The sequence below is a fragment of the Microbispora sp. NBRC 16548 genome, from assembly GCF_030268985.1.
GTDB lineage: Bacteria > Actinomycetota > Actinomycetes > Streptosporangiales > Streptosporangiaceae > Microbispora > Microbispora catharanthi.
Genome location: NZ_BSSF01000005.1, coordinates 296,736 through 317,824 on the forward strand (window position 1 = coordinate 296,736; position 21,089 = coordinate 317,824).

Annotated in this window: 23 protein-coding genes; 13 read left to right on the top strand and 10 right to left on the bottom strand. The window is 70.3% G+C overall.

The annotated features are described in order from the left end of the window. Positions 1-2 precede the first annotated feature (2 nt). A complete protein-coding gene (locus QSK36_RS15670) occupies positions 3-1,274 on the bottom strand; it encodes an ABC transporter substrate-binding protein (protein ID WP_285782911.1) in 1,272 nt (423 codons plus the stop codon). A 201-nt stretch (positions 1,275-1,475) separates the two neighbouring features. Between QSK36_RS15670 and QSK36_RS15675 the strand changes: the two genes are divergently transcribed. Continuing rightward, positions 1,476-2,483: a LacI family DNA-binding transcriptional regulator gene (locus QSK36_RS15675; RefSeq protein ID WP_183539059.1), complete on the top strand. Its 1,008-nt coding sequence runs from the start codon at positions 1,476-1,478 to the stop codon at positions 2,481-2,483. A 157-nt stretch (positions 2,484-2,640) separates the two neighbouring features. Here the strand turns inward: QSK36_RS15675 and QSK36_RS15680 are convergent, their stop codons facing one another. Together QSK36_RS15680 and QSK36_RS15685 are read right to left on the bottom strand one after the other, a co-directional pair. Further along, positions 2,641-4,026 (bottom strand): glycine--tRNA ligase, encoded by a 1,386-nt coding sequence (locus QSK36_RS15680; RefSeq protein ID WP_139579523.1) that lies wholly within the window; start codon positions 4,024-4,026, stop codon positions 2,641-2,643. A 161-nt stretch (positions 4,027-4,187) separates the two neighbouring features. Next, positions 4,188-4,505 carry an antibiotic biosynthesis monooxygenase family protein gene (locus QSK36_RS15685; RefSeq protein ID WP_139579522.1) on the bottom strand — a complete coding sequence of 106 codons (318 nt, stop codon included), beginning with the start codon at positions 4,503-4,505 and terminating at the stop codon, positions 4,188-4,190. Between the two features lie 121 nt (positions 4,506-4,626). Between QSK36_RS15685 and QSK36_RS15690 the strand changes: the two genes are divergently transcribed. From QSK36_RS15690 to QSK36_RS15700, 3 genes are all read left to right on the top strand, one after another. Beyond that, positions 4,627-5,049: a DUF6703 family protein gene (locus tag QSK36_RS15690; RefSeq protein WP_285782912.1), complete on the top strand. Its 423-nt coding sequence runs from the start codon at positions 4,627-4,629 to the stop codon at positions 5,047-5,049. 55 nt (positions 5,050-5,104) lie between these two features. Further along, positions 5,105-5,515 (top strand): Fur family transcriptional regulator, encoded by a 411-nt coding sequence (locus QSK36_RS15695; RefSeq protein WP_182897476.1) that lies wholly within the window; start codon positions 5,105-5,107, stop codon positions 5,513-5,515. Between the two features lie 77 nt (positions 5,516-5,592). Continuing rightward, positions 5,593-6,141 carry a CGNR zinc finger domain-containing protein gene (locus QSK36_RS15700; protein ID WP_285782913.1) on the top strand — a complete coding sequence of 183 codons (549 nt, stop codon included), beginning with the start codon at positions 5,593-5,595 and terminating at the stop codon, positions 6,139-6,141. Positions 6,142-6,223: 82 nt separating this feature from the next. Here the strand turns inward: QSK36_RS15700 and QSK36_RS15705 are convergent, their stop codons facing one another. After that, positions 6,224-7,021: an isoprenyl transferase gene (locus QSK36_RS15705; protein ID WP_183539055.1), complete on the bottom strand. Its 798-nt coding sequence runs from the start codon at positions 7,019-7,021 to the stop codon at positions 6,224-6,226. 257 nt (positions 7,022-7,278) lie between these two features. Continuing rightward, positions 7,279-8,046 (bottom strand): DNA repair protein RecO, encoded by a 768-nt coding sequence (gene recO, locus QSK36_RS15710; RefSeq protein WP_285782914.1) that lies wholly within the window; start codon positions 8,044-8,046, stop codon positions 7,279-7,281. A gap of 266 nt (positions 8,047-8,312) precedes the next feature. Here recO and QSK36_RS15715 point away from each other — a divergent pair, with 266 nt between their 5' ends. Next, entirely contained in the window at positions 8,313-9,911 is a 1,599-nt protein-coding gene (locus QSK36_RS15715; RefSeq protein WP_285782915.1) for a CDP-alcohol phosphatidyltransferase family protein, read from the top strand. Beyond that, positions 9,908-10,615 (top strand): DUF5941 domain-containing protein, encoded by a 708-nt coding sequence (locus QSK36_RS15720; RefSeq protein WP_285782916.1) that lies wholly within the window; start codon positions 9,908-9,910, stop codon positions 10,613-10,615. Before QSK36_RS15715 ends, QSK36_RS15720 begins: the two co-directional genes overlap by 4 nt. A 79-nt stretch (positions 10,616-10,694) precedes the next feature. Here QSK36_RS15720 and QSK36_RS15725 read toward each other — a convergent pair whose 3' ends face one another. Then, positions 10,695-11,189 carry an ATP-binding protein gene (locus QSK36_RS15725; protein ID WP_285782917.1) on the bottom strand — a complete coding sequence of 165 codons (495 nt, stop codon included), beginning with the start codon at positions 11,187-11,189 and terminating at the stop codon, positions 10,695-10,697. A gap of 226 nt (positions 11,190-11,415) precedes the next feature. On the opposite strand from QSK36_RS15725, the gene QSK36_RS15730 reads away from it, so the two are divergent. Further along, complete coding sequence (locus tag QSK36_RS15730) at positions 11,416-12,315, top strand: Sco1979 family transcriptional regulator (protein WP_183539045.1); 900 nt, start codon at positions 11,416-11,418, stop codon at positions 12,313-12,315. Between the two features lies 1 nt (position 12,316). Here the strand turns inward: QSK36_RS15730 and QSK36_RS15735 are convergent, their stop codons facing one another. From QSK36_RS15735 to QSK36_RS15745, 3 genes are all read right to left on the bottom strand, one after another. Then, complete coding sequence (locus QSK36_RS15735) at positions 12,317-13,225, bottom strand: LysR substrate-binding domain-containing protein (protein ID WP_030506250.1); 909 nt, start codon at positions 13,223-13,225, stop codon at positions 12,317-12,319. A gap of 70 nt (positions 13,226-13,295) precedes the next feature. Then, positions 13,296-14,024, bottom strand: a complete 729-nt coding sequence (locus QSK36_RS15740) for an ABC transporter permease (protein ID WP_183539043.1) — start codon at positions 14,022-14,024, stop codon at positions 13,296-13,298. Next, entirely contained in the window at positions 14,021-14,764 is a 744-nt protein-coding gene (locus QSK36_RS15745; RefSeq protein ID WP_502883315.1) for an ABC transporter ATP-binding protein, read from the bottom strand. Before QSK36_RS15745 ends, QSK36_RS15740 begins: the two co-directional genes overlap by 4 nt. Positions 14,765-14,828: 64 nt before the next feature. Here QSK36_RS15745 and QSK36_RS15750 point away from each other — a divergent pair, with 64 nt between their 5' ends. After that, entirely contained in the window at positions 14,829-15,521 is a 693-nt protein-coding gene (locus QSK36_RS15750; protein ID WP_285782918.1) for a TetR/AcrR family transcriptional regulator, read from the top strand. Here the strand turns inward: QSK36_RS15750 and QSK36_RS15755 are convergent. Continuing rightward, the gene (locus QSK36_RS15755; protein WP_225898383.1) at positions 15,475-16,161 is read right to left on the bottom strand and encodes a TetR/AcrR family transcriptional regulator; all 687 of its coding nucleotides are present in this window, start codon (positions 16,159-16,161) and stop codon (positions 15,475-15,477) included. The two genes, QSK36_RS15750 and QSK36_RS15755, sit on opposite strands and share 47 nt — an antisense overlap. Before the next feature lie 129 nt (positions 16,162-16,290). Between QSK36_RS15755 and QSK36_RS15760 the strand changes: the two genes are divergently transcribed. From QSK36_RS15760 to QSK36_RS15780, 5 genes are all read left to right on the top strand, one after another. Beyond that, positions 16,291-17,319, top strand: a complete 1,029-nt coding sequence (locus QSK36_RS15760) for a DMT family transporter (RefSeq protein ID WP_182897485.1) — start codon at positions 16,291-16,293, stop codon at positions 17,317-17,319. Between the two features lie 29 nt (positions 17,320-17,348). Further along, positions 17,349-18,173, top strand: a complete 825-nt coding sequence (locus QSK36_RS15765; RefSeq protein ID WP_139579509.1) for an MBL fold metallo-hydrolase — start codon at positions 17,349-17,351, stop codon at positions 18,171-18,173. Between the two features lie 32 nt (positions 18,174-18,205). Then, positions 18,206-18,892: a DsbA family oxidoreductase gene (locus QSK36_RS15770; protein WP_183539037.1), complete on the top strand. Its 687-nt coding sequence runs from the start codon at positions 18,206-18,208 to the stop codon at positions 18,890-18,892. A 485-nt stretch (positions 18,893-19,377) separates the two neighbouring features. Next, positions 19,378-20,589: an aminotransferase class I/II-fold pyridoxal phosphate-dependent enzyme gene (locus QSK36_RS15775; protein WP_183539030.1), complete on the top strand. Its 1,212-nt coding sequence runs from the start codon at positions 19,378-19,380 to the stop codon at positions 20,587-20,589. Then, positions 20,579-21,085 carry a DUF6190 family protein gene (locus QSK36_RS15780; RefSeq protein ID WP_183539028.1) on the top strand — a complete coding sequence of 169 codons (507 nt, stop codon included), beginning with the start codon at positions 20,579-20,581 and terminating at the stop codon, positions 21,083-21,085. The genes QSK36_RS15775 and QSK36_RS15780 overlap by 11 nt, the downstream gene beginning before the upstream one ends. Positions 21,086-21,089: the final 4 nt, after the last annotated feature.

Consider the following 21,089-nt stretch of genomic DNA (forward strand, 5'->3'; position numbering starts at 1 on the left):
CATCACTGCTGGAGGGACTGGTTGACGGGCTCGTTGAGCGAGGTGACCTTCGAGGCGTCCCCGAAGACGGCCTCACGCGCCAGCCTGAGCCACGGCCCCTGCGGGTCGTTGAACGTCTGGCCGAACTTCAGCGCGTACGGCGTCCTGCCCTTGGCGACGAGCGAGTTGATCAGCACCACCCGCGGGTCGGCGGAGGAGTACGTGTTGTCGGCCAGGTCGGTGCGGGCCACGACGTCCTTGTTCTTCGCCATGACCTCGACCTGGGCCTCGTCGGAGACCGACCAGGACAGGAAGTCCCACGCCTCGTCCGGGTGCTGGGACGTGGCCGAGATGCCGACCGAGTCGCCGCCGACGAAGGTGGACTGCCCGCCGTCGGGACCCGCGATGGGGGCGACGCCGATCTTCATGTCCGCCGGCATCGACCCGAGCGTGGTGGACGGCATCGGCATCACGCCGATCTCACCCTTCGGGAAGAAGCCGGTCCAGGTCGGCCCCTGCTCCTCCTTGGTGGTCGGGCCGGTGACGCCCTTCTCGTACAGGCTGCGGTAGATGCCGAAGACGTCGGTCATCGGCGACTTGTCCACCAGCGACTGGGTGCCGTCCTCGTTCATCACGTCGCCGCCGGCGGCCCAGACGGACGGCCAGAACGTGAAGACGTAGCAGCCGCCGCAGTTGCCGCCGAAGAAGGTGCCGTGGACCTTGCCGTCCTTGCCCAGCTTCTCCTGCACGGTGGTGGCCTGCTCGGCGAACTCCTTGAGCGTGGCCGGGCCCTTCTCCGGGTCGAGCCCCGCCTTCTTGTAGAGGTCCTTGTTCCAGAACCAGACCGACAGGTCGAGGGTGTGCGGCAGCGTGTACTGCCGGTTCTCGTACGTGCCGAGCCGCATGTGCGAGGGGGCCAGCGCGTCCTTGAACGGGAGCTTGGTGATCCGGTCGGTGATGTCCAGGAACAGGCCCTGGGAGGTGTAGTTGGGCACGAAGATCACGTCGGCGGCGAAGATGTCGGGGAGCTGCTTGGCCCCCGCCGCCGCGGCGATCCTCGGCTGGTAGTTGTCGGTGGGGATGACGGTCAGCTTGACCTGGTTCTTGTGCGTGGCGTTGTAGGCGTCGACCAGACGCTGGCTCTGCGCCTGGGTGGCGGCGCGGGTCCACATCGTGACGGTGACCGGGCCGCTCGACCCGGCCGATGCCGATCCCGCGGGCTCGCCGCCGCCGCAGGCCGCGAGTGCCGCGGCCAGGAGCGCTGCGGCCGTGATCGCCGGCAGTCGTCTGAACATCGGTGCTCCTTATGGGGGGTGTGCCGTGCTGGCAGGTGCTCGTCGCGTGAAGATCACGGAAAACGACCTAAAAGGTTTTCGGAAACGTAGCCGCAACATACGTCGCCGTCAACAGCATGCCTAGTCCTTGCGTCATCACGGAACGACGACTATCTTCGGCAACGCCGTAGTCGCCCATATCTGAAAAGGTTTTACGTATCGATGGCTCCTCCGCAACGACCCGCCACGATCACCGACGTGGCCGCCCTCGCGGGGGTCTCGATCGCGACCGCGTCCAAGGCGCTCAACGGCCGGGCACAGGTCCGCGCGGAGACCCGCAGGCGCGTCTTCCAGGCAGCGGAAGAGCTGTCGTTCCAGCCGAACGCGCTGGCCCGCAGCCTGCTGACCGGACAGACCCGCACCATGGGCCTGCTCACCAGCGACAGCGTCGGCCGTTTCGGCATCCCCGTGCTGCTCGGCGCCGAGGACGCGTTCGGCGCGGGCGAGATGGCGGTGCTGCTGTGCGACGCGCGCGGCGACGCCATCCGCGAGCAGCACCACATCCGCGCGCTGCTGGCCCGCCGGGTGGACGGCCTCATCGTCGTGGGCGAGAGCACCGACCCCCGGCCGTCGATAAGCCGTGACCTGCCCGTGCCCGTCGTGTACGCCTACGCGCCGTCCGACGACCCGGACGACGTGTCGTTCGTGCCCGACGACGTGGACGGCGCGGCGCAGGCCGTACGGCACCTGGTGACCCTCGGCCGGCGCAGGATCGCGCACGTGACCGGCCCGCAGCACTACCAGGCCGCCCAGGACCGGGCGGCCGGGGTGACGCTCGCGCTGGAGGAGGCGGGCCTGCCGATGTCCGGCGGCCAGGTCCTGTACGGCGTGTGGTCGCAGCGCTGGGGACGGCAGGCCGCCGAGGTGGTCCTGCGTGCCGACCCCGAGGTGGACGCCGTCGTCTGCGGCAGCGACCAGATAGCGGCCGGCCTGGTGGAGGCCGCGCGGGAGCGCGGGCGCCGGGTGCCGGAAGACCTCGCGGTGGTCGGCTACGACAACTGGGAGGTCCTGTCCACGGAGACCAGGCCCCCGCTGACCACGATCGACATGAACCTGGAGGTGCTCGGCCGCACGGCGGCCCAGCACCTGTTCGCGGCCATGGACGGGCGGGCGACGCCGGGCGTGCACCGGATGCCGTGCCGTCTGATCATCCGCGAGTCGACCGTCTGAAGCTGGAGAGCCTCTACTCGTTCCACGTCGGCTTCTCGGCCCTGAAGGGCTGAGTTCGCAGCTCCTCACATGCACGGGGTAGCAGCACGGGGTAGCAGCACACGATAGCAAAAGGCGCCTGTCCGGAAATTTCCGGACAGGCGCCTTGTCGCGGTGATCAGTCGTTGAGGTGCTGGCGCAGGTACGACTCGACCTGGTCGAGCGCGACCCGCTGCTGGGCCATGGTGTCCCGCTCGCGGATCGTCACGGCCTGGTCCTCCAGGGTGTCGAAGTCGACCGTGATCGCGAACGGCGTGCCGATCTCGTCCTGGCGGCGGTAGCGGCGGCCGATGGCCCCCGCGTCGTCGAAGTCCACGTTCCACCGGCGGCGCAGCCGGGCCGCGAGGTCCCGGGCCTTCGGCGACAGGTCGGCGTTGCGCGACAGCGGCAGCACCGCGACCTTGACCGGGGCAAGGCGGTGGTCGAGGCGCATCACGGTCCGCTCCTCCATCACGCCCTTGGCGTTGGGCGCCTCGTCGACCGTGTAGGCGTCGAGGAGGAAGGTCAGCGTCGCGCGGTCCACACCGGCCGCCGGCTCGATGACGTACGGCACGTAGCGCTCGCCCGACTCCTGCTCGAAGAACGACAGGTCGGTGCCGGACGCCTTGCCGTGCGCGGTGAGGTCGAAGTCGGTGCGGTTGGCGATGCCCTCAAGCTCGCCCCACTCGCCACCGGCGAAGTTGAAGCGGTACTCGATGTCCACGGTCCGCTTCGAGTAGTGGGACAGCTTCTCCTTCGGGTGCTCGTAGAGCCGGAGGTTGTCCTTGTTGATGCCGAGGTCGACGTACCAGCGCAGGCGCTCGTCGATCCAGTACTGGTGCCACTCCTCGTCCGTGCCGGGCTTGACGAAGAACTCCATCTCCATCTGCTCGAACTCGCGGGTGCGGAAGATGAAGTTGCCCGGGGTGATCTCGTTGCGGAACGACTTTCCGACCTGGCCGATGCCGAACGGGATCTTCTTGCGGGCCGACTGCTGGACGTTGAGGTAGTTGATGAAGATGCCCTGGGCGGTCTCCGGCCGCAGGTACGCCAGGCCCGACTCGTCCTCGACCGGGCCGAGGAACGTCTTCAGCAGGCCGCTGAACTGCTTGGGCTGGGTGAAGGCGCCCTTGTTGCCGCAGTTCGGGCAGGTGATGTCGGCCAGGCCGCCCGCCGGCTCACTGCCGTGCTTGGCCTCGTACGCCTCGACGAGATGGTCGGCGCGGTAGCGCTTGTGGCACGACTGGCACTCGGTGAGCGGGTCGGTGAAGGTCTCGACGTGGCCGCTGGCCTGCCAGACCTCGCGGGCGAGGATGACGCAGGAGTCGAGGCCGACGACGTCGTCGCGGCCCTGCACCATGGCCTTCCACCACTCGCGCTTCACGTTGTTCTTGAGCTCGACACCGAGAGGGCCGTAGTCCCAGGACGCCCGCAGGCCTCCGTAGATCTCGCTCGACGGGAAGACGAGCCCGCGGCGTTTGGCGAGGCTGACGATCGTTTCCAAGACGTCGGTGCGACGTGCCATCAGTGGAACTCCATCCGGCTGGGTGTCGGCGTTGAGATCGGGGTCAGCGGTGCGATGCTCGCTGAAGCGGGCGGGCCGGCCCGGCCGTGTCGCGGCTGCGGGACGTCCGGCCACCTGCCCGGATCCGTGCTCAAGCTTAGGGGAATCCGGCGCCCCCGCGCTCAAGCCTTGCCCACGGTCCCCGCGCTCGCCCCCTCGCCCGGCAGCGCGTAGACGCCTTCGAAGGCGCTGGGCTCGTTGATCATAAGGGTCATCAGGGGATACATCACCATCCGGGCCGCCGACAGGGCGCGCCGGTAGTAGCCCGCGCCCTCCCACTCGCTGACCACCGCCCACAGGACCGGCTCGTCCACCGACCTGCCGATCTGCCCGCGCAGGTATCCCGGCTGCGCGGACAGCAGATCGAGGATGGCGCGCGCCTGGGCGGCGAACTCGTCGGCGCGGGCGCCCGGCACCGAGTAACGGATCACGGCGAGCATGCCGCCCAGCATGCCACCCCGCGCGTACGCCCCGCCGGGGAGGGGGCGACCCGGACGGAAGGAGCACCGTGGGCGGCGCGACAGGGCGAAGATTGAGCAGATGCGCACTAGGCTCGAACACGTGGGAAGCGAAACCGAACCGCCGCGCCGTCAGGTGCCGTCCCATCCTCTGGCGAGGAAGCCTCCCGCCCAGGGGAACGCGGCGTCCCCGCGGGTGCGGCGGCCGCTGCCGCCGGGCGAGCAGTTCTTCACGCCCGGCGCCACCGGGCTGCGCGCTGCGGTCGAGCGCAGGAGCGCCGCGCCGCTGGTCTTCCTGTTCCAGCTGCCCCGCTGGCTGGTCCCTCTGGTCCTGGTGGCCCTGCTGATCGCCGGGCTGGTGGTGCCCGACTGGCGTGGCGGGGTGGCCGTGCTTCCGGTGCTCGCGTTCATCGTCTGCCTGGCCTACCTGTCGTGGCCCTCGTTGCGTCCGGTGGGCCGGTTGCTGCGCGTGGCGGTCGCGACGTTCCTGGTCCTCCTCGCCGCCACCCGTTTCGGCCTGATCTGATGAAAACCGGCCTAACCTGGTAGGTCGTAGGGCGAAGCCGTACACAGGAGTCCTGATGACGAAGAGCCGCGACGCCGTTCACGAGATCCTCCGCCAGAGCCGGGGGTTCCGCAGCGCGCAGGACGTGTTCGCCGAGATGCGCGCGGTCGGCTCGAAGATCGGCCTGACGACCGTGTACCGGGCGCTCCAGTCGCTCTCCGACGCCGGCCGGGTCGACGTGCTGCGCACCGACGAGGGCGAGTCGGTCTACCGGGCATGTCAGACCGACACACATCACCACCACCTCGTGTGCCGGGAGTGCGGGCGCACAATCGAGGTGGCCGGGCCGGACGTGGAGCGCTGGGCCGAGGTCGTCGGGGCCGAGCACGGCTTCATCGACGTCACTCACACCGTGGAGGTCTTCGGCACCTGTTCATCGTGCGCGGAGGCGGCCGGGTCGCGCGCGGAGGCGGCGGGAAAGAGCTGACCCCGCCCCGCGCGGGCTCCTCGAGAGATACGCTGCCTGCGCCGCGACAGGGACCGCCGCGACAAAAGGGAGATGGCGTGCCGTTCAGCCATGACATGGTGTACTCGCTGGCGACGGTGGTGGACCTCATCAACACCGGCGCCGGCGAGCGCGACGGGCTGGCCGAGGTCGGCGACCTGGAGGAGTTCGTCCGCAGGCGGGAGGTCAGCGGAGTCGGGGCGGTGACCCGGCGCGACCTCGGCGAGGTCCGGGCCCTGCGCGAGGAGTTCCACGCCGTGTTCACCGCGCCGGACCAGCCGACGGCGGTCGGCCTGCTCAACACGCTGCTGCAGCGCACCCGCATCACGCCGCACCTCGCCGAGCACGACGGCCACCCCCTCCACGTCCACTACTTCGCGCCGGGCTCGTCGGTCGCCGAGCATCTGGCCGCCGACTGCGGCGTCGCCCTCGCCCACGTGCTCGTGGAGAACGAGCGGGATCGCCTGCGGACGTGCGCGGCGCCCGACTGCTCCCACGTCTTCGTGGACGAGTCGAGGAACCGCTCCCGCGTCTACTGCGACAGCCGCACCTGCGGGAACCGCATGCACGTCGCCGCGTACCGGGCCCGCCGCCGCGACGCCTCCTGACGCCGGGCCCGCCCGCCGGCGCCGTGACTCAGTGCCGCGCTGTGTCTCAGTGCCGCGCTGTGTCTCAGTGCCGCGCCGTGACTCAGTGCCGCGCCGTGCCGGAGTTCTGGGCCGCCTCGTTCGGAATGGCCCCGCCATACCTGCGGTCGCGCTTGGCGTAGATCTCGCACGCCTGCCACAGGTCGCGCCGGTCGAAGTCGGGCCACAGCTGGTTCAGGAAGACCATCTCGGCGTACGCGGACTGCCACAGCAGGAAGTTGGAGGTGCGCTGCTCGCCGGACGAACGCAGGAACAAATCCACGTCCGGGATCTCCGGCTCGTCCAGATAGCGGGCGAAGGTCTTCTCCGAGACCTTGTCGGCCTTGACCCGGCCCGCGGCGATGTCGCGGGCGAGCCGCACGGCCGCGTCCACGATCTCCGCGCGGCCGCCGTAGTTCACGCAGAACTGGAGGGTCAGCGTGCTGTTGCCGACCGTCATCCGCTCGGCGTCCTCAAGCTCCTTGATCACGCTCTTCCAGAGCCGCCCGGGACGTCCGGCCCAGCGGACCCGCACGCCCATCGCGTTGAGCTGGTCGCGCCGCCGGCGGATGACGTCGCGGTTGAACCCCATGAGGAAGCGCACCTCGTCAGGCGAGCGCCTCCAGTTCTCCGTGGAGAAGGCGTACGCCGACAGGTAGGGGATGCCGATCTCGACGGCGCCCTCGATGACGTCGAACAGCGACGCCTCGCCCATCTTGTGCCCCTCGGTCCTGGGCAACCCGCGCGCCTTGGCCCAGCGGCCGTTGCCGTCCATGACGATCGCCACGTGTCGCGGCAGCAGGTCGCGCGGGATGGCGGGCGGGGTGGCACCGGACGGGTGCGGAGTGGGAGGACGGACCATGTACCGAGGGTATTGCGTCCAGACCGGTCCTCAGGCGCGGTAGACGTGCAGATCCGGTGCGGATACCGTGCGCGTTCCATGCGCGTTTCGTGCGTCCCCCCGCGTTACGCCGACGCCACCGGAAAACGCCTCCGGACCTGTTGACCCGGGGGGCGACCCCCGGACCCCCGCAGGGCCGGTCAGATGATCCTCGCTTCGCTTGCGGTCACCTGACCCGCCGACACCGGGGGACGACCCCCGGACCCCCGCAGGGCCGGTCAGATGATCCTCGCTTCGCTTGCGGTCATCTGACCCGGCCACTCCCGTTCCACGTGACGCAGCGAGCGGATGCCGTGCTCCAGGTGCCACTGCAGGTAGGCGGCGACCAGGCCGCTGCACTCGGCGCGGTGCCGGGGCTCGGAGGCGTCGGCGGCCGCCCAGTCGCCGCGCAACAGGGCGATCATCAGCGCGATCGTCTCCGCGGCGGGCACCGCGGCGCCGGCCGGGCGGCACGCCCCGCACACCACGCCGCCGGCGACGATGGAGAAGGCGCGCACGGCCTCCGCGCCGCACCGCGCGCACTCCGACAGCGCGGGGGCGTAGCCCGCGACGGCCAGCGAGCGCAGGAAGAACGCGTCGAGCACCAGCCGGGCCTCGTGACCGCCCTCGGCGAGCGTGCGCAGTCCGCCGACCAGCAGCAGGAACTGCCGCAGCGCCGGCTCCTTCTCCCCCACCGTCAGCCGGTCGGCCGTCTCCAGCATCGCGGTCCCGGCGGTGTACCTGGCGTAGTCGGCCACGATCGCCTCGCCGTACGGATGCAGGGTCTCGACCTGGGTGATCACGTCGAGCGACCTGCCGCCGTGGAGTTGCAGGTCGACGTGGGAGAACGGCTCCAGCCGCGCGCCGAAGCGCGACATGGTCCTGCGCACGCCCTTGGCCACGCCGCGGACCTTGCCGGTGCGCCGGGTGAGGAGCGTGATGATGCGGTCGGCCTCACCCAGCTTCTGGGTGCGCAGCACGACGCCCTCGTCCCGGTAGAGGCTCACCCCGCCATCGTATGGGTGCGCGCGGGCGGCCGCCCCGGCAGACGGTCATTCGCCCCGTTGAGGGGCATGAATGGTGAAAATTCGGTAATGATCCGGCGACGAAGCCGGGCGACGAAGCCTCCTCAAGCTGTACATACAGGGGCCGTACGGTAAACCTGGGGTGCATCGGCTCAACCGAAAGGTCACTAAGCTTTGGCTTCCGGCGGACTTCCCCGCGCCGGTCAAGCCTGAGGGCCTGATCTCCCCCCGTTGCGTGAAAGGTTGCCATGACCCGCGTGGTCCTGCTGGGCGCCCCGCCCGGCCCGATCAGTCCCCCGCCGCACGGCGGTCAGCCCGCCCTGCCCGCGGCCATCACGCTGAAATCGCTGCCCGGGGCCCCCTCCGCGTACGACAGGCTGCTCGCGCAGGCCGTCGCTCTGGACCCCGAGCCGACGACGATCGCCCGGCCGGGGGACGCCGCCGCCTACCACAGGCCGTACGGCCGGGTGGTGGAGAGCCGTGACGTCGCCGGCGACCTGCGCGCGCTGGCCGACGCGGTCGAGGGCGCCGAGGAGAACCTGCTGATCCTGCCGGCCGACTCGCTGGTGCACGACGAGCTGATCTACCAGATCACCAAGGCCAAGCGGGGGGCCATCGCACTGGTCGTCCGGCAGGAGCGGCAGGAGCAGGACGAGAACGGGCCTCCGGAGGAGGAGGTGCCGATCGAGGAGGCGGAGCCCGAGATCGGCGACAAGGTCATCGAGGGGCTCCCCCAGCGCACCCGCATCGGCCGGAGCCGGATCACCTCGGTCGGCACCGCCTACCACGCGGTGACCCGGCCGAACGCGGCGCTGCTCGGACCGCTCCACCTCCATCAGCGGCACCTGCAGACCCTCGCCGAGGTCGCCCGCGAGCTGGCGGACATGGCCCACCTGTTCGGCCCCGAGGACGACGTGACCGAGCTTCTCGTGCTCGGCCTGGTCCGGCGCGGCGTGTCGGTGGGCCGGCGGGGCCGCCGCGACCTGTTCTTCCGCCGCGTCCGCAGCCAGGCCGAGGCCGACGAGGCGCTGGCGGAGATGGCGGGGTACGACGAGGACCGGGCCCGGCTGAACAACGCCGTGAAGGGCGCCGACGGCTTCTTCACCACGTTCTTCGTCAGCACCTACTCGCGCTTCATCGCCCGCTGGGCGGCCCGCCGCGGGCTCACGCCCAACCAGGTGACGCTGATTTCCATCGCCCTCGGCCTGCTGTCGGCCGGCGCGTTCGCCACCGGCACCCGCTGGGGGGCGGTGGCCGGCGGGGTGCTCATCTACTTCGCGTTCGTCTTCGACTGCGTGGACGGTCAGGTCGCCCGCTACGCGCGCAAGTTCGGCGTGCTCGGCGCCTGGCTGGACGCCACGTTCGACCGGTTCAAGGAGTACGCCGTCTTCGTCGGCCTGGCGGTCGGCGCGACGGTGTCCGGGCAGTTCGGCGACGGCGAGGGCGTGTGGACGCTGGCGCTCGTCGCGCTGGCCCTCCAGTCGGTCAAGCATCTGGTGGACTTCTCGTTCGGTGCGGCCAACCGGCGCAAGGCGCCCGTGCCGCTGCCCACGCTGGACCTGACGGTCGCCGACGACCGTCCGCTGCGGGAGGCGCTGGAGCAGCGCAGGGCGAGCCGGAGCACCGGCGTGCGCGGGCTGCTGAAGCTGTGGACCAAGGCCGGCAAGTTCCGCCCGGTCCACTGGGCCCGCAAGATGATCGTGTTCCCCATCGGCGAGCGTTTCGCCGCGATCGCGATCACCGCCGCGTTCTTCAACCCCCGGGTGACGTTCCTCACGCTGATCGTCTGGGGCGGCATCGCGGCCACCTACACCCTCACCGGACGTCTCCTGAGGTCGCTCGCATGATCACCCAGCCGCAGACCACCACGCTTCCGGACCCGGACGAGGAGCGCCGCCGGGTCCAGACCGCGCGCCTGCTCGCCTACCGCGACGACGGCCCGCTCGCCAACGCGCTGAAGGGCTCCCTGGGCCGGCTGCTGCCGCCCGTGCCCGCGACCGCGGTGGCGCTGATCGCGATCGTGGCACTGGCCGTCGCCGGCGCCCTCACCGACGGCCCGATCCTGCTCGTGCCCGTCGCCGTGCTGCTCGTGCTGGTCCTGCCCACCGCCGGCCGCGACCACCTGGGCCGCTTCGACTGGCTCACTCCCCCGCTGCTGCGTGCGGCCGAGTTCCTGACGATCATCCTGCTCGGGCTGGCCGAGGACACGCCCAAGTGGCTGCTGTTCGTGCTGATCTACGTGATCGGCTACCACACGTACGACACCGTCTACCGCACCCGGCAGGGCATCTGGCCGCCCGCCTGGCTGTATCAGGCGGGGCTGGGCTGGGAGGTCCGCCTGCTGGTCCTGGGCGTGGCCGCCGCCGCCGGATGGCTGACCCCCGTGGCGGCCGTCCTCACGGCGTACCTGCTCGTGCTGTTCGCGGTCGAGAGCATCACGAGCTGGGTCCGGCTGGACAAGGCCTCCGCGCAGGCCCAGGCCGACCAGGATCTGGAGCAGTCGCCCGAGGAGGCCGCCGAGCAGGTCACCGGCGAGGCCGAGCAGGGCTGACCGGGCCGGCCCGAGCGTCACGGCCCGAGCGTCACGGCCCGAGCGTCACGGCTCGGGCCGGTCCCGGCAGGCGGGCTGATCAGGAGGCGGGCGAGGCGTCGAACAGCGCCCAGACCACCTTGCCTCCGCCGCGGGTGAGGATCCATCCCCACGCCGCGGTCAGCGCCTCGACCAGATGCAGCCCCCGGCCCGACTCCGACAGGTCGTTCCCGGGCGAGACCGCGGGCACCCGCTCGCTGGCGTCGCTCACGCCGCAGCCGATATGAAACCGGTGCCTCACCAGCCTCAGGCGGATCGGCGGGGCGTCCGCGGGGTCGCCGGGAACGTGCCGCAGCGCGTTGGTCACCAACTCGGACACCACGATCTGCGCGTCCGGCACGAGGCCGGGTACGCCCCAGCCGCACAACGTCCTGGCGGTGAAATCACGTGCCGCGGCGGCGGACGTGGTGCGCCCATGAAAGGTACACGTGGCCGACGGAGGCAGGGACAAGCCGGCGACGTCGTCGCGCTCGAACATCGAGGTCAACCACGGAGGCGCTGTCGCGGCTCCCGGGCCCGCCAGGTCTGCTGTCATCGCCGATCCCTCAGGTCTCACTCATTACATGATGTGAATTTCCCTGCCGTCGTGTATCTTGCCCTGTGCCTTGCGGATGCAAGCACGCGTGCACGTGCAAATGTCGCGCGTCCCCCGACTTTCCGTGGAAGTTCCCAGAAAAGACGGCCTCACCACGGTCCGGTAGGATGATCAATCCGATTGGTTCACCAGGAATTCTTCCGGGAGCGCCGCCGATGGAGCGATCGTGAACGCACAGGCGGGCCACACCGCCCCCGTACCGGTCGGGACCGCCCGCGGCGGCCCGACGGCCCTGCGACTTCTGCTCGGGGCCCAGCTCAGGCGGCTGCGCCGGGAGAGCGGCATCACCCCAGAGAAGGCGGCCCGTGCCATACGCGGGTCGCACGCCAAGATCAGCAGGCTCGAGCTCGGCCGGGTCGGCTTCAAGGAGCGGGACGTCGCCGACCTGCTCACCCTCTACGGCATCACCGACGCCGACGACCGGGCCGTGCTGCTCGACCTGGCGCGGCAGGCGAACATCCCCGGCTGGTGGCACAAGTACAGCGACGTGCTGCCGGGCTGGTTCGAGTTCTACGTCGGGCTGGAGGAGGCGGCGTCCGTCATCCGCTGCTACGAGCTGCAGTTCGTGCCCACGCTGCTGCAGACGCCCGAGTACGCGCGGGCCCTCGTCCTGCGGAGCAACGCGGGGCGGGCCGCCGACGACGTCGACCGGCGTGTGGACCTGCGGATGCGCCGGCAGGAGCGGCTGACCGGGCCCGAGGCGGCGACCCTGTGGGCCGTGATGGACGAGGGGGCGCTGCGCCGCCCGATCGGCGGCCGGAAGGTGATGCGGGCCCAGCTGGAACACCTCATCGAGGTGACGAAGCAGCCGAACATCACGCTGCAGATCGTGCCGTTCGACCACGGCGGGCACGCCGCGTGCGGGGGGCCTTTCACGATCCTGCGCTTCGAAGCGCCCGAGCTGCCCGACGTCGTCTACCTGGAGCAGCTCACCAGCGCGCTCTATCTGGACAAGTCCGAGGACACCGAGGCGTACACGCAGGTGATGAACGCGGTGTGCGTGGACGCCCGGCCGGCCACGCAGACCGGCGCGTTCCTGGAGGAGTTGCTCGCCGACCTCGGGTGAACTACCTCCTGGAGAAGAACGCCTGGCAGGTCTCGGCGAAGGCGACCGCCCGGGCGGTGGGCCGCACACCGCGCACCGAGGCGAGCACGACGTCGAGCGCGGGCACGTCGTCGCTGATCGGGACGCACGCGACCCGGCCGCCGTCGTAGGTCTGGTCGTTGTCGGCCCGCTGGTTGAGTATCGAGTAGCCGTGCCCGCCCGCCACCAGCGAGCGCGCCGTCTCGTAGCTCGACGTGCGGAACCGCACGCGCGGCTCGGTGGGGTAGATGGCCCGGAAGTAGTCGCGGCTGCGCGGCAGGTCCAGCAGGATCATCGGCTCGGCCGCCAGGTCCGTCAGCGACACCGTCTCCGCCCGGGCCAGGGGATGCTCCGGCGGCAGCAACGCGTACGGCCTGGCCCGGGTGAGCGTCCGGATGTCGAGGTCGAGGGCGAGGTCGATGGCGTAGACGAGGGCGACCTCGCATCGCCCGTCGAGCAGGGCCGACTCCATGGCGGAGATCTCGCCCTCCGCGACGCTGACCCGCACCCCGGGGTACTTCTCGGCGAACTCGCGCAGCAGCCGGGACAGGTAGAACGGCGCGAGCGTGGTCAGGCAGCCGACGGCGAGCTCACCGGTCAGCGATCCCGCGAGGCCGCGCGCCGACTGGGCGAGCGCCGCGGCGTGGGACAGGAACTCCCTGGCCTCGACGAGGAAGCGCTCGCCCGCGCGGGTCAGCGACAGGCCGCGGGCGTGGTGGCGGATCAGGAGCTGGACGCCCAGCTCCCGCTCCACTTGGGCGATGGCGGCCGAGATCGCCGACTGCGCCACCATGAGTTCTCTGCTGGCCGCGGTCATGCTGCCGAGCTCGGCCGCGGTTACGAAGTAACGCAGCTGGACGAGGGTGAAGTTGACGTCCGCCACGCCACCCATTGTGACCGTCTCCGTGCCCGGCGGCGCCCGCAAACCGGTATCAACTTCGAATGCCTTTTCCTAGCCCTGATCAGGCGTTTTCCCGCTGAAAACGGTTGGTGCCCGCGGCGACCCCCACGATGACGAAGACCAGGGACACGAGCACTCCCCAGAACACGGCCGACGATCCGTAGGATCCGGCGAACAGCGCGCGCAGCGCCTCGACCGCGTAGCGGAAGGGCGTGAGCCGCGACACCACGTCGAGCCAGGCGGGGGCGAGCGACATCGGCAGCAGCGCGCCCGACAGCAGCATGAGCGGGATCACGATGGTGGACATCACTGGCGCGAACAGCTCCTGCCGTATCGTCAGCGCCGCCGTGTACGACAGCGACGCCATGCCGACCGACAGCACGGTGACCAGCAACAGCGCCGCCAGCACCCCCGCGATCGGCGCCCGCAGCCCCAGCGCGTAGCCCGTGACGATGATCGCCGCCGCCTGGAACAGCAGCACGACGCTGTCCTTGAGCACCCGGCCGAGCAGCAGCGTCACCCGGCTCACCGGCGTGACCCGCAGCCGTTCCAGCACGCCGAACCGCTGGTCGATGACGATGGAGAAGCCGGCCATCCCGGCGCTCATCAGCCCGAGCTGCATCAGCAGGCCGGGCACGAGGACGGCCCACGAGCCCACGCCGCTGCGGTTGAACAGCGGGCCGAACAGCACGAGGTAGAGGAACGGCTGGACGGCCCCGAAGACGATGGCGAATCTGCTGCCGAACGTGGCACGCAGGTAGTAACGCGTCAGGACGGCGAGCGCGTTCACGCGGCGGCTCCCTCGCGCAGCTCGCGGCCGGTCACCGCGAGGAAGACCTCGTCGAGCGAGCCCGCCCCGTGCGCCGTCTTGAGCTCGCCGGGTGCGCCCTCCGCCACGATGCGGCCGTGGTCGATGATGAGGACCCGGTCGCAGAGGGCGTCGGCCTCCTCCAGGTAGTGGGTCGTCAGGAAGACCGTCATCCCCTCCTCCTCACGCAGCCGCCGCACGTGGTCCCACAGGTTGGCACGGCTCTGCGGGTCGAGCCCGGTCGTCGGCTCGTCGAGGAACAGCAGGACGGGCCGGTGGAGCAGGCCCATCGCGATGTCCACCCGCCTCTTCTGGCCGCCCGACAGCGTGATCGCGGTGCGGTTTTCGGCCCCGTCGAGCTCCAGCCGGCGCAGCAGCGCGGTCACGCGCTCGCGGGCCTCGGCCTTGCCGAGGCCGTACAGGCGGGCCTGGAGCAGCAGTTCCTCCCCGATCGGAGATATCGGGCCGACCGTGCCGCCCTGGGGCACGTACCCGATGCGCCGGCGTACGCCCACCGGGTCGGCGAACAGATCGCTGCCCGCGACCGTGGCGGTGCCCGCGGTCGGCGTCAGCAGGGTGGTCAGCATCCTGAGCGTCGTGGTCTTGCCCGCGCCGTTCGGTCCGAGGAAGCCGACGATCTCCCCCGCGGAGACGTCGAGGTCGACTCCACGGACGGCCTCGACCGGGCCGTAGGTCTTGGTGAGCCCTCTAGCATGAATCATGCCGGGTAGAGTAACACCAAATTTAGAGTCACTTAAAGTTTGTGCCCGCCCTTAGAATCGGAGCGTGGAAGAGGGACTGCGGGAGCGGAAGAAGCGGGAGACCCGCCAGCGGATCGCCGACATCGCGATGGGGCTGTTCCTGCAGCGGGGTTTCGACAACGTCACGGTGGCCGAGGTGGCCCGTACGGCCGACGTGTCGGTCAACACCGTGTTCAACTACTTCCGGACGAAGGAGGACCTGTTCCTCGACCGCAGCGAGGAGACCGAGGACATGCTGGCCCGGGCCGTGCGCGAGCGCCGCGCGGGCGAGACGGCGGTCGAGGCCGTGCGGCGGGACTTCTTCGAGGCGCTCGCCGAGGGCGACTGGCGCTACGGAATGGTCGAGGGAATGAGCCTGTTCGCGCAGCGGGTCGGAGAGAGCCCGGCGCTGCAGTCACGGGTGCGCATGCTGGAGGTCCACCGGGAGGAGCGACTGGCCCGCACGCTCGCCGACGAGACCGAGGCCGACCCCGACGACCTGACCCCGTGGCTGGTGTCCGCGCAGATCTGCGCGGTCGTTCGCACGCTGACCCGGCACGCCACGGCCCGGCAGATGGCCGGCGAGGACCTGTCCAGGATCAGGGCGGACGTCAGGGAGCACGCCGAGCACGCCTTCGACCTGCTGGAGCACGGGGTCGGCGGCTACTGCCCGCGCCCCGAGCCCGGATCGCTCAGCCTCCCGCAAGCCGGCGAGCGCTCCACACCAGCGCCTCGGTGACCCGGGCCTGCGACAGGCCCAGGGTGTGCCGCTGGAACTGGTAGACCTCGGGCGCGAGGGGCGCCAGCACGGCGTCCGCCATTCCCTCCGGGTCCGGCACTCGCGCCTCGGTCAGCAGCATCCGCACGTGCGCGCGCCAGAAGCGGTAGGCGCCGGTGCCGAAACGCGCGCTCCCGGTCTCGGCTCCCAGCACGAGGTGCAGGTGACGCTCCAGCAGGTCGATCATGGCGACGTAGAACGCGGCCAGCCGGTCGGCCGGTGAGGCCCCCGGGCCGAGCGGCGGCGGGCCGTTCAGGATGTGTCCCTGCACCTGCCGCTCGTGCTCGTCCAGGAGGGCCGTCGCGATCGAGGCGGGGTCCGGATAGCGCCGGTAGAGCGTGGCCCGCCCCACCCCCGCCGCCTTCGCGATCTCGTCCATGGTGACATGCCGCGCGTCCCTCGTCGCGAAAAGCTGTTCGGCCGCCTTCAGCACGCGCATGCGGTTGCGCGCGGCGTCCGCCCGTTCCCGCACCGGCGCCGGGGGGCCCGGTTCGAGGTCGAGCACGGGCAGTTCCCGGCCGATGCCGGCCGGCATGGTCCCCTCCGACGGAACGCGGCCGTTCCTCCGGTTCCCGCCAGGATCCATAAACCCGTTGTTCATGAGGACATGGTAGCCCCCCGACGGAACGATGTGGACAGAGCGTCCACTTTTGCCTTACGCTCATCCGGACACCATGTCCGGTTCTGGCCCGGCTTCTCGGAAACCCGGTTCTCTAGAAGAGGGATCGCGATGCATGCCCTGTTCCTCGCCTCGGCACTGCTGGTCGGCTGCTTACTGGCAGTGCAAGCCTCGGTGAATCTCCAGCTCAACAAGGCCGTGGGGACGCCGTACGGCGCCTCGACCCTGCAACTGGGCGTGGCGACGGCCCTGCTGGCGCTCCTCGCGGTCGCGGTCGGAGCGATCGGCGCCGTCCGCCTCGTGCCCGGCGTGCCCTTCTGGCACCTGCTCGGGGGTCTGGCCAGCCCGCTCTACATCACCAGCGGGATCCTGCTCTTCCCCCGCCTCGGCGCGCTGGCCGCGGCGGGTCTGTTCGTGACCGGCCAGATGTTCGCGTCGCTGGGGCTGGACCTGTTCGGCCTGTTCGGCATCGCGCGCAAGCCGCTCAGCGTCGGCATCGCGCTCGGCGCGCTCGCGGTCCTCGCCGGCATCACGGTCATCATCCGCGGACAGCGCCCGGCGCAGTCGCCGCCCGCGGCGGGACCGGCGTCCGGCGGCGCTCCCGGCACTCCCGCCCGTGGCGGGACGGCCACCGTCACCGCCCCGGCCGCGACGGCGGCGGCCGTACGCCGGAGCGGCGGCCTCGGCCAGGGCGGCTGGATCCTGCTGGGCATCGTGGCCGGCGCTGTCCTGCCGGTGCAGGGAGCGGTCAACGCCGCGCTGCGCAAGGACATCCACGAGCCGGTGACCACCGCGATGATCAGCTTCATCGTGGCCACGATCACCATCGCCGTGGTTCTGCTCGTCCTGCTGGCGACGCGCCGCACCCCCCGGCCGCAGCTCGGCGGGCTGCGCACGATGCCCTGGTGGGGCTGGCTCGGCGGCGCCTGCGCCGCGGCGTACGTCACCGCGACCTTCACGCTCATCCCCACGATCGGCGCCGCCACCACCGTGGCGCTGACCGTGACCGGCCAGCAGGTCGCCTCGGCCGTGATCGACAACTACGGCTTCCTGCGGCTGCCCCGCCGCCCGCTCACCGCGCCGCGCCTGTCCGGTCTCGCCCTGCTCATCGTCGGCTCGGTGCTCGTCCAGCTCACCTGAGTCAACCCACCGCGGAAAGGACCCCCTCCATGACCTCCTATCTGCGCAGCCCCTACGAGGCGACACCCGGCGTCACCACGCTGCCGTCGTCTCTCCCCATCACCGGCGCCGGTCTGCTGCCGGTGAACGCCTACCTGATCCGCGGCCCGCAGCCGATCCTCGTCGACACCGGCATGGCGATCGACCGCGGCTACTTCGAACAGGCCCTGTGGTCCCTGGTCGACCCGGCCGACCTGCGCTGGATCGTGCTCACGCACGACGACAGGGACCACGCGGGCAACCTCAAGGAAGTCCTCATGGCGGCGCCGCAGGCCAAGGTCATCACGAACGGCCTGGCCGTCGCGCGGCTCGGCGAGGAGTGGGACGTGCCCCCGAACCGCGTTCTGCAGGTCAACCCCGGACGCACGCTCGACCTCGGGGGCAGGATCGTCTCCCTGCTGCGCCCGCCCGCCTACGACTCCCCTTCGACGCTGGCCCTCTATGATCACGCCACCCGTTCGCTGTTCAGCGCGGACAGCTTCGGCGCGATCCTGCCGACACTGGCGGAGGACGCCCAGGACATCCCGGAGAGCGACTACCTCGCCGGGATGGCCCTGTTCACCAGGGCCAACGCCCCCTGGACCGCACTGGCCGACCCGGCCAAGTTCGACACCGTGCTGGACGACCTGCTCCGGCTCGCCCCCCGGCACATCCTCAGCTCGCACGGCGCCACCGTCGTGGAGGGCACCGAGACGCTCGTGAAGACGCTGCGCGAGGTGCCCTCCATGACGCCGTGGCTGCCGGACGAGGACGTGCTGGTGGAGGCCGTGCTCGCCAAGCACGAGGGGGCCACGCTCAGCGCCGGCGCGGCCTGAGCGATACGAGGCACGACACAAGGAGAACGTCGATGACGACGACACTGACCCCGGAGCCCGGCACCATCATCATCTTCTCGGATATCTGGTGCTCCTTCGCGCACATAGCCGTGCACCGGCTCCACAGGACCCGGGAACGGCTGGGCCTGACCGACCGGGTCCGGTTCGACCACCGCGCCTTCCCCCTGGAACTGCTCAACGACGCGCCCAGTCCCCGGCCGGGGACCGACAGCGAGGTGGGCCGGATGGCCGCGCTGGAGCCCGACGCGGGGTGGCAGCTGTGGCAGGCGAAGGACTGGCTGTACCCGTCCACCACGCTGCCCGCGCTGGAGGCCGTCCAGGCGGCCAAGGAGCAGGGGTTCGCGGCGTCGGAACAGCTCGACCTGGCGCTGCGGAAGGCTTTCTGGGCCGAGTCGCGGTGCATCAGCCATCGCAAGGTCATCCTGGACGCCGCCGCGTCCACCGGCGTGGTGGACGTGGACGCCCTGGCGGCCGCACTCGACGACGGCCGGGCACGCAGGGCACTGTCCGAACAGGCCGCCATCGCGGCGACCGACCGGGTGAACTGCAGCCCGCACCTGTTCCTGCCGGACGGCACCGACCACGCCAACCCCGGAATCGAGGTCGGCTGGGTGGGTTCGTACGGCATCGGCTGGCCCGTCGTCTCCTCCGACGATCCGAGCGTGTTCGAGGACATCCTCAAGCGCGCCGCCGCCTGACCGAAGCCCTCCCCCCGGTAACACAAGCCCTCTCCCGGTAACACAGAACCCCTCTCCCGGGCAGACAGAACCCCTCTCCCCGGGGGCACAGAACGCCGGCGGACCCGCGTGGCCCGCCGGCGCAGCACGCGACCGGCTCTTTCATCGGCGCGCGCCGGGACGTCGACGCGCGCCGATTCTTTATGGACGACCCCCATTCCTGGGATAATCGATGCGAATTTTGATTACCCAGGGTCAGCGTCCGGTGACGCGAAAGCCGGACCATTCCGGAAATCCGGAAAGAAGCATTTCCCGTCTCACCCGTTGACTCCGCCGTAAGTGAGACGTACCTTTTATTGCATCGCCCATCGCGGGCAAAACGGGAGTGACGTTCCTCCCTGCTTCTCCGTAAGAAGGAGCTCGCGGCGAAACCGCCGCCTCCGACGCATGTCTTCCCGCACCACTCTTGCGCTACTCCATGTTCCGCACCAGTGAAGGGATCTGTCATGAACAATGTCGGTTCGGAAATCGAAGAGACGCCGCTCAGCGCGTCCGGCACGCCGGACGTGACCGGGTTCGTCGACCTCACCCAGCACGAGATCCAGGCCCTGAAGACCCGGTGGAACCTCGCCGACGCACACACCCACCAGCGTCAGTCCGCCGGCCAGGACAAGATCGTCTCCCGTCTCCCCGACCTGTGGTACGAGGCCGAGGAAAACCAGCAGGCGTATTTCGAGCGCCGATTCATCGACGCCTTCTTCCGGCTGCACAAGCAGCCCACCGCAGCGGCCGCCGGCAAAACCTGGCTGTCGTATTCGGCCAGCGTCTCCACAATGGTCGCCGCCATGTACCTGATGCAGCGGAACATGTCGGTCGGCCTCATCGAGCCGTGCTTCGACAATCTCGTCGACCTGCTCAAGCACATGCAGGTCGAACTCACCGCGCTGCCGGAGGAGTCGCTCGCCGATCCGGCCCGCATTTACGCGAACCTGAGCACGCTGGAAACAGACGCCCTCTATCTGGTCGACCCAAACAATCCGACCGGATTCAGCCTCCTGCAGTACGGGATGGACGGATTCCGCGAGGTCATCCGCTACTGCAAGGACCACGGCAAGCTGCTGATGCTCGACCTGTGCTTCGCGTCGTTCGCGCTGTGCGACGAGAAGATCGGGCGCATCGACATCTACAAGCTGCTGGAGGAGTCGGGCGTCTCGTACATGGCGCTGGAGGACACCGGCAAGACCTGGCCGGTGCAGGACGCCAAGTGCGCGATGCTGACGGTCAGCGACGACATCAAGGAGGAGGTCTACAACATCCAGACGGCCGTCCTGCTGAACGTCTCGCCGTTCGTCCTCAACTTCCTCACCCAGTACGTCGAGGACTCCATCGAGGACAACTTCGCCTCGGTGCGCGACGTCATCACCGACAACCGGGCGATGGCCGTCAAGGCCGTCGAGGGCACGATCCTCGAGTACGTCGAGCCCGTGGTGAACACGAGCGTCGCGTGGTTCCGCATCAAGCCGGAGGACCTCACCGCGAGCGAGCTGCAGCAGCGGCTGCTGGAGGACGAGATCTACGTGCTGCCCGGCACGTACTTCTACTGGAACGACCCGGCGAAGGGCGAGCGCTACATCCGCGTCGCCCTCGCCCGCCGACCCGGTACCTTCGCCTGCGCCATGCACCGGATGCGTGAGGTGCTGCTCGGCTATGAGCGATAAGCCCTTCCTCGACGCCGCCCTGTTCATGGGCATGCACAGCCGCGACGACGACGTCCGGCGGGGGTGCAAGCGCTTCTTCACCGAGCGCCTGTCCGGCGGCCACGTCCTGATGAGCCTGGAGCACGTCGGGCGCTGCGACGACCTGGTCTGGCGGTACCCCCGCGAGGCGCAGGACGAGTACTACCCGTTCATGGACAACCTGCACTCCGACATGGCCATCGACCGCATCGGCTACGACGAGCAGGACCTGCGCCTCGCCCTCGAGGCCGGGGTGCTGTCGGACCTTCCGCTGCACGAGCGGCTGCTCGTGGCGATGGCGATGCGCCGCGACACGGTCGTGGTCACGGCCAGCCCCCGGCTGAGCCTGCGCCCCGACCTCCCGGTCCGGCCGGTGGAGCCGGCGAAGCCGGCCGACGACGAACCGGTGTTCCCGGCGCCGCTGGAGCGGCTCTACGAGCGGTCCTTGGCCCTGCGAGTCGACGTCGACGACCTGTGAGGTG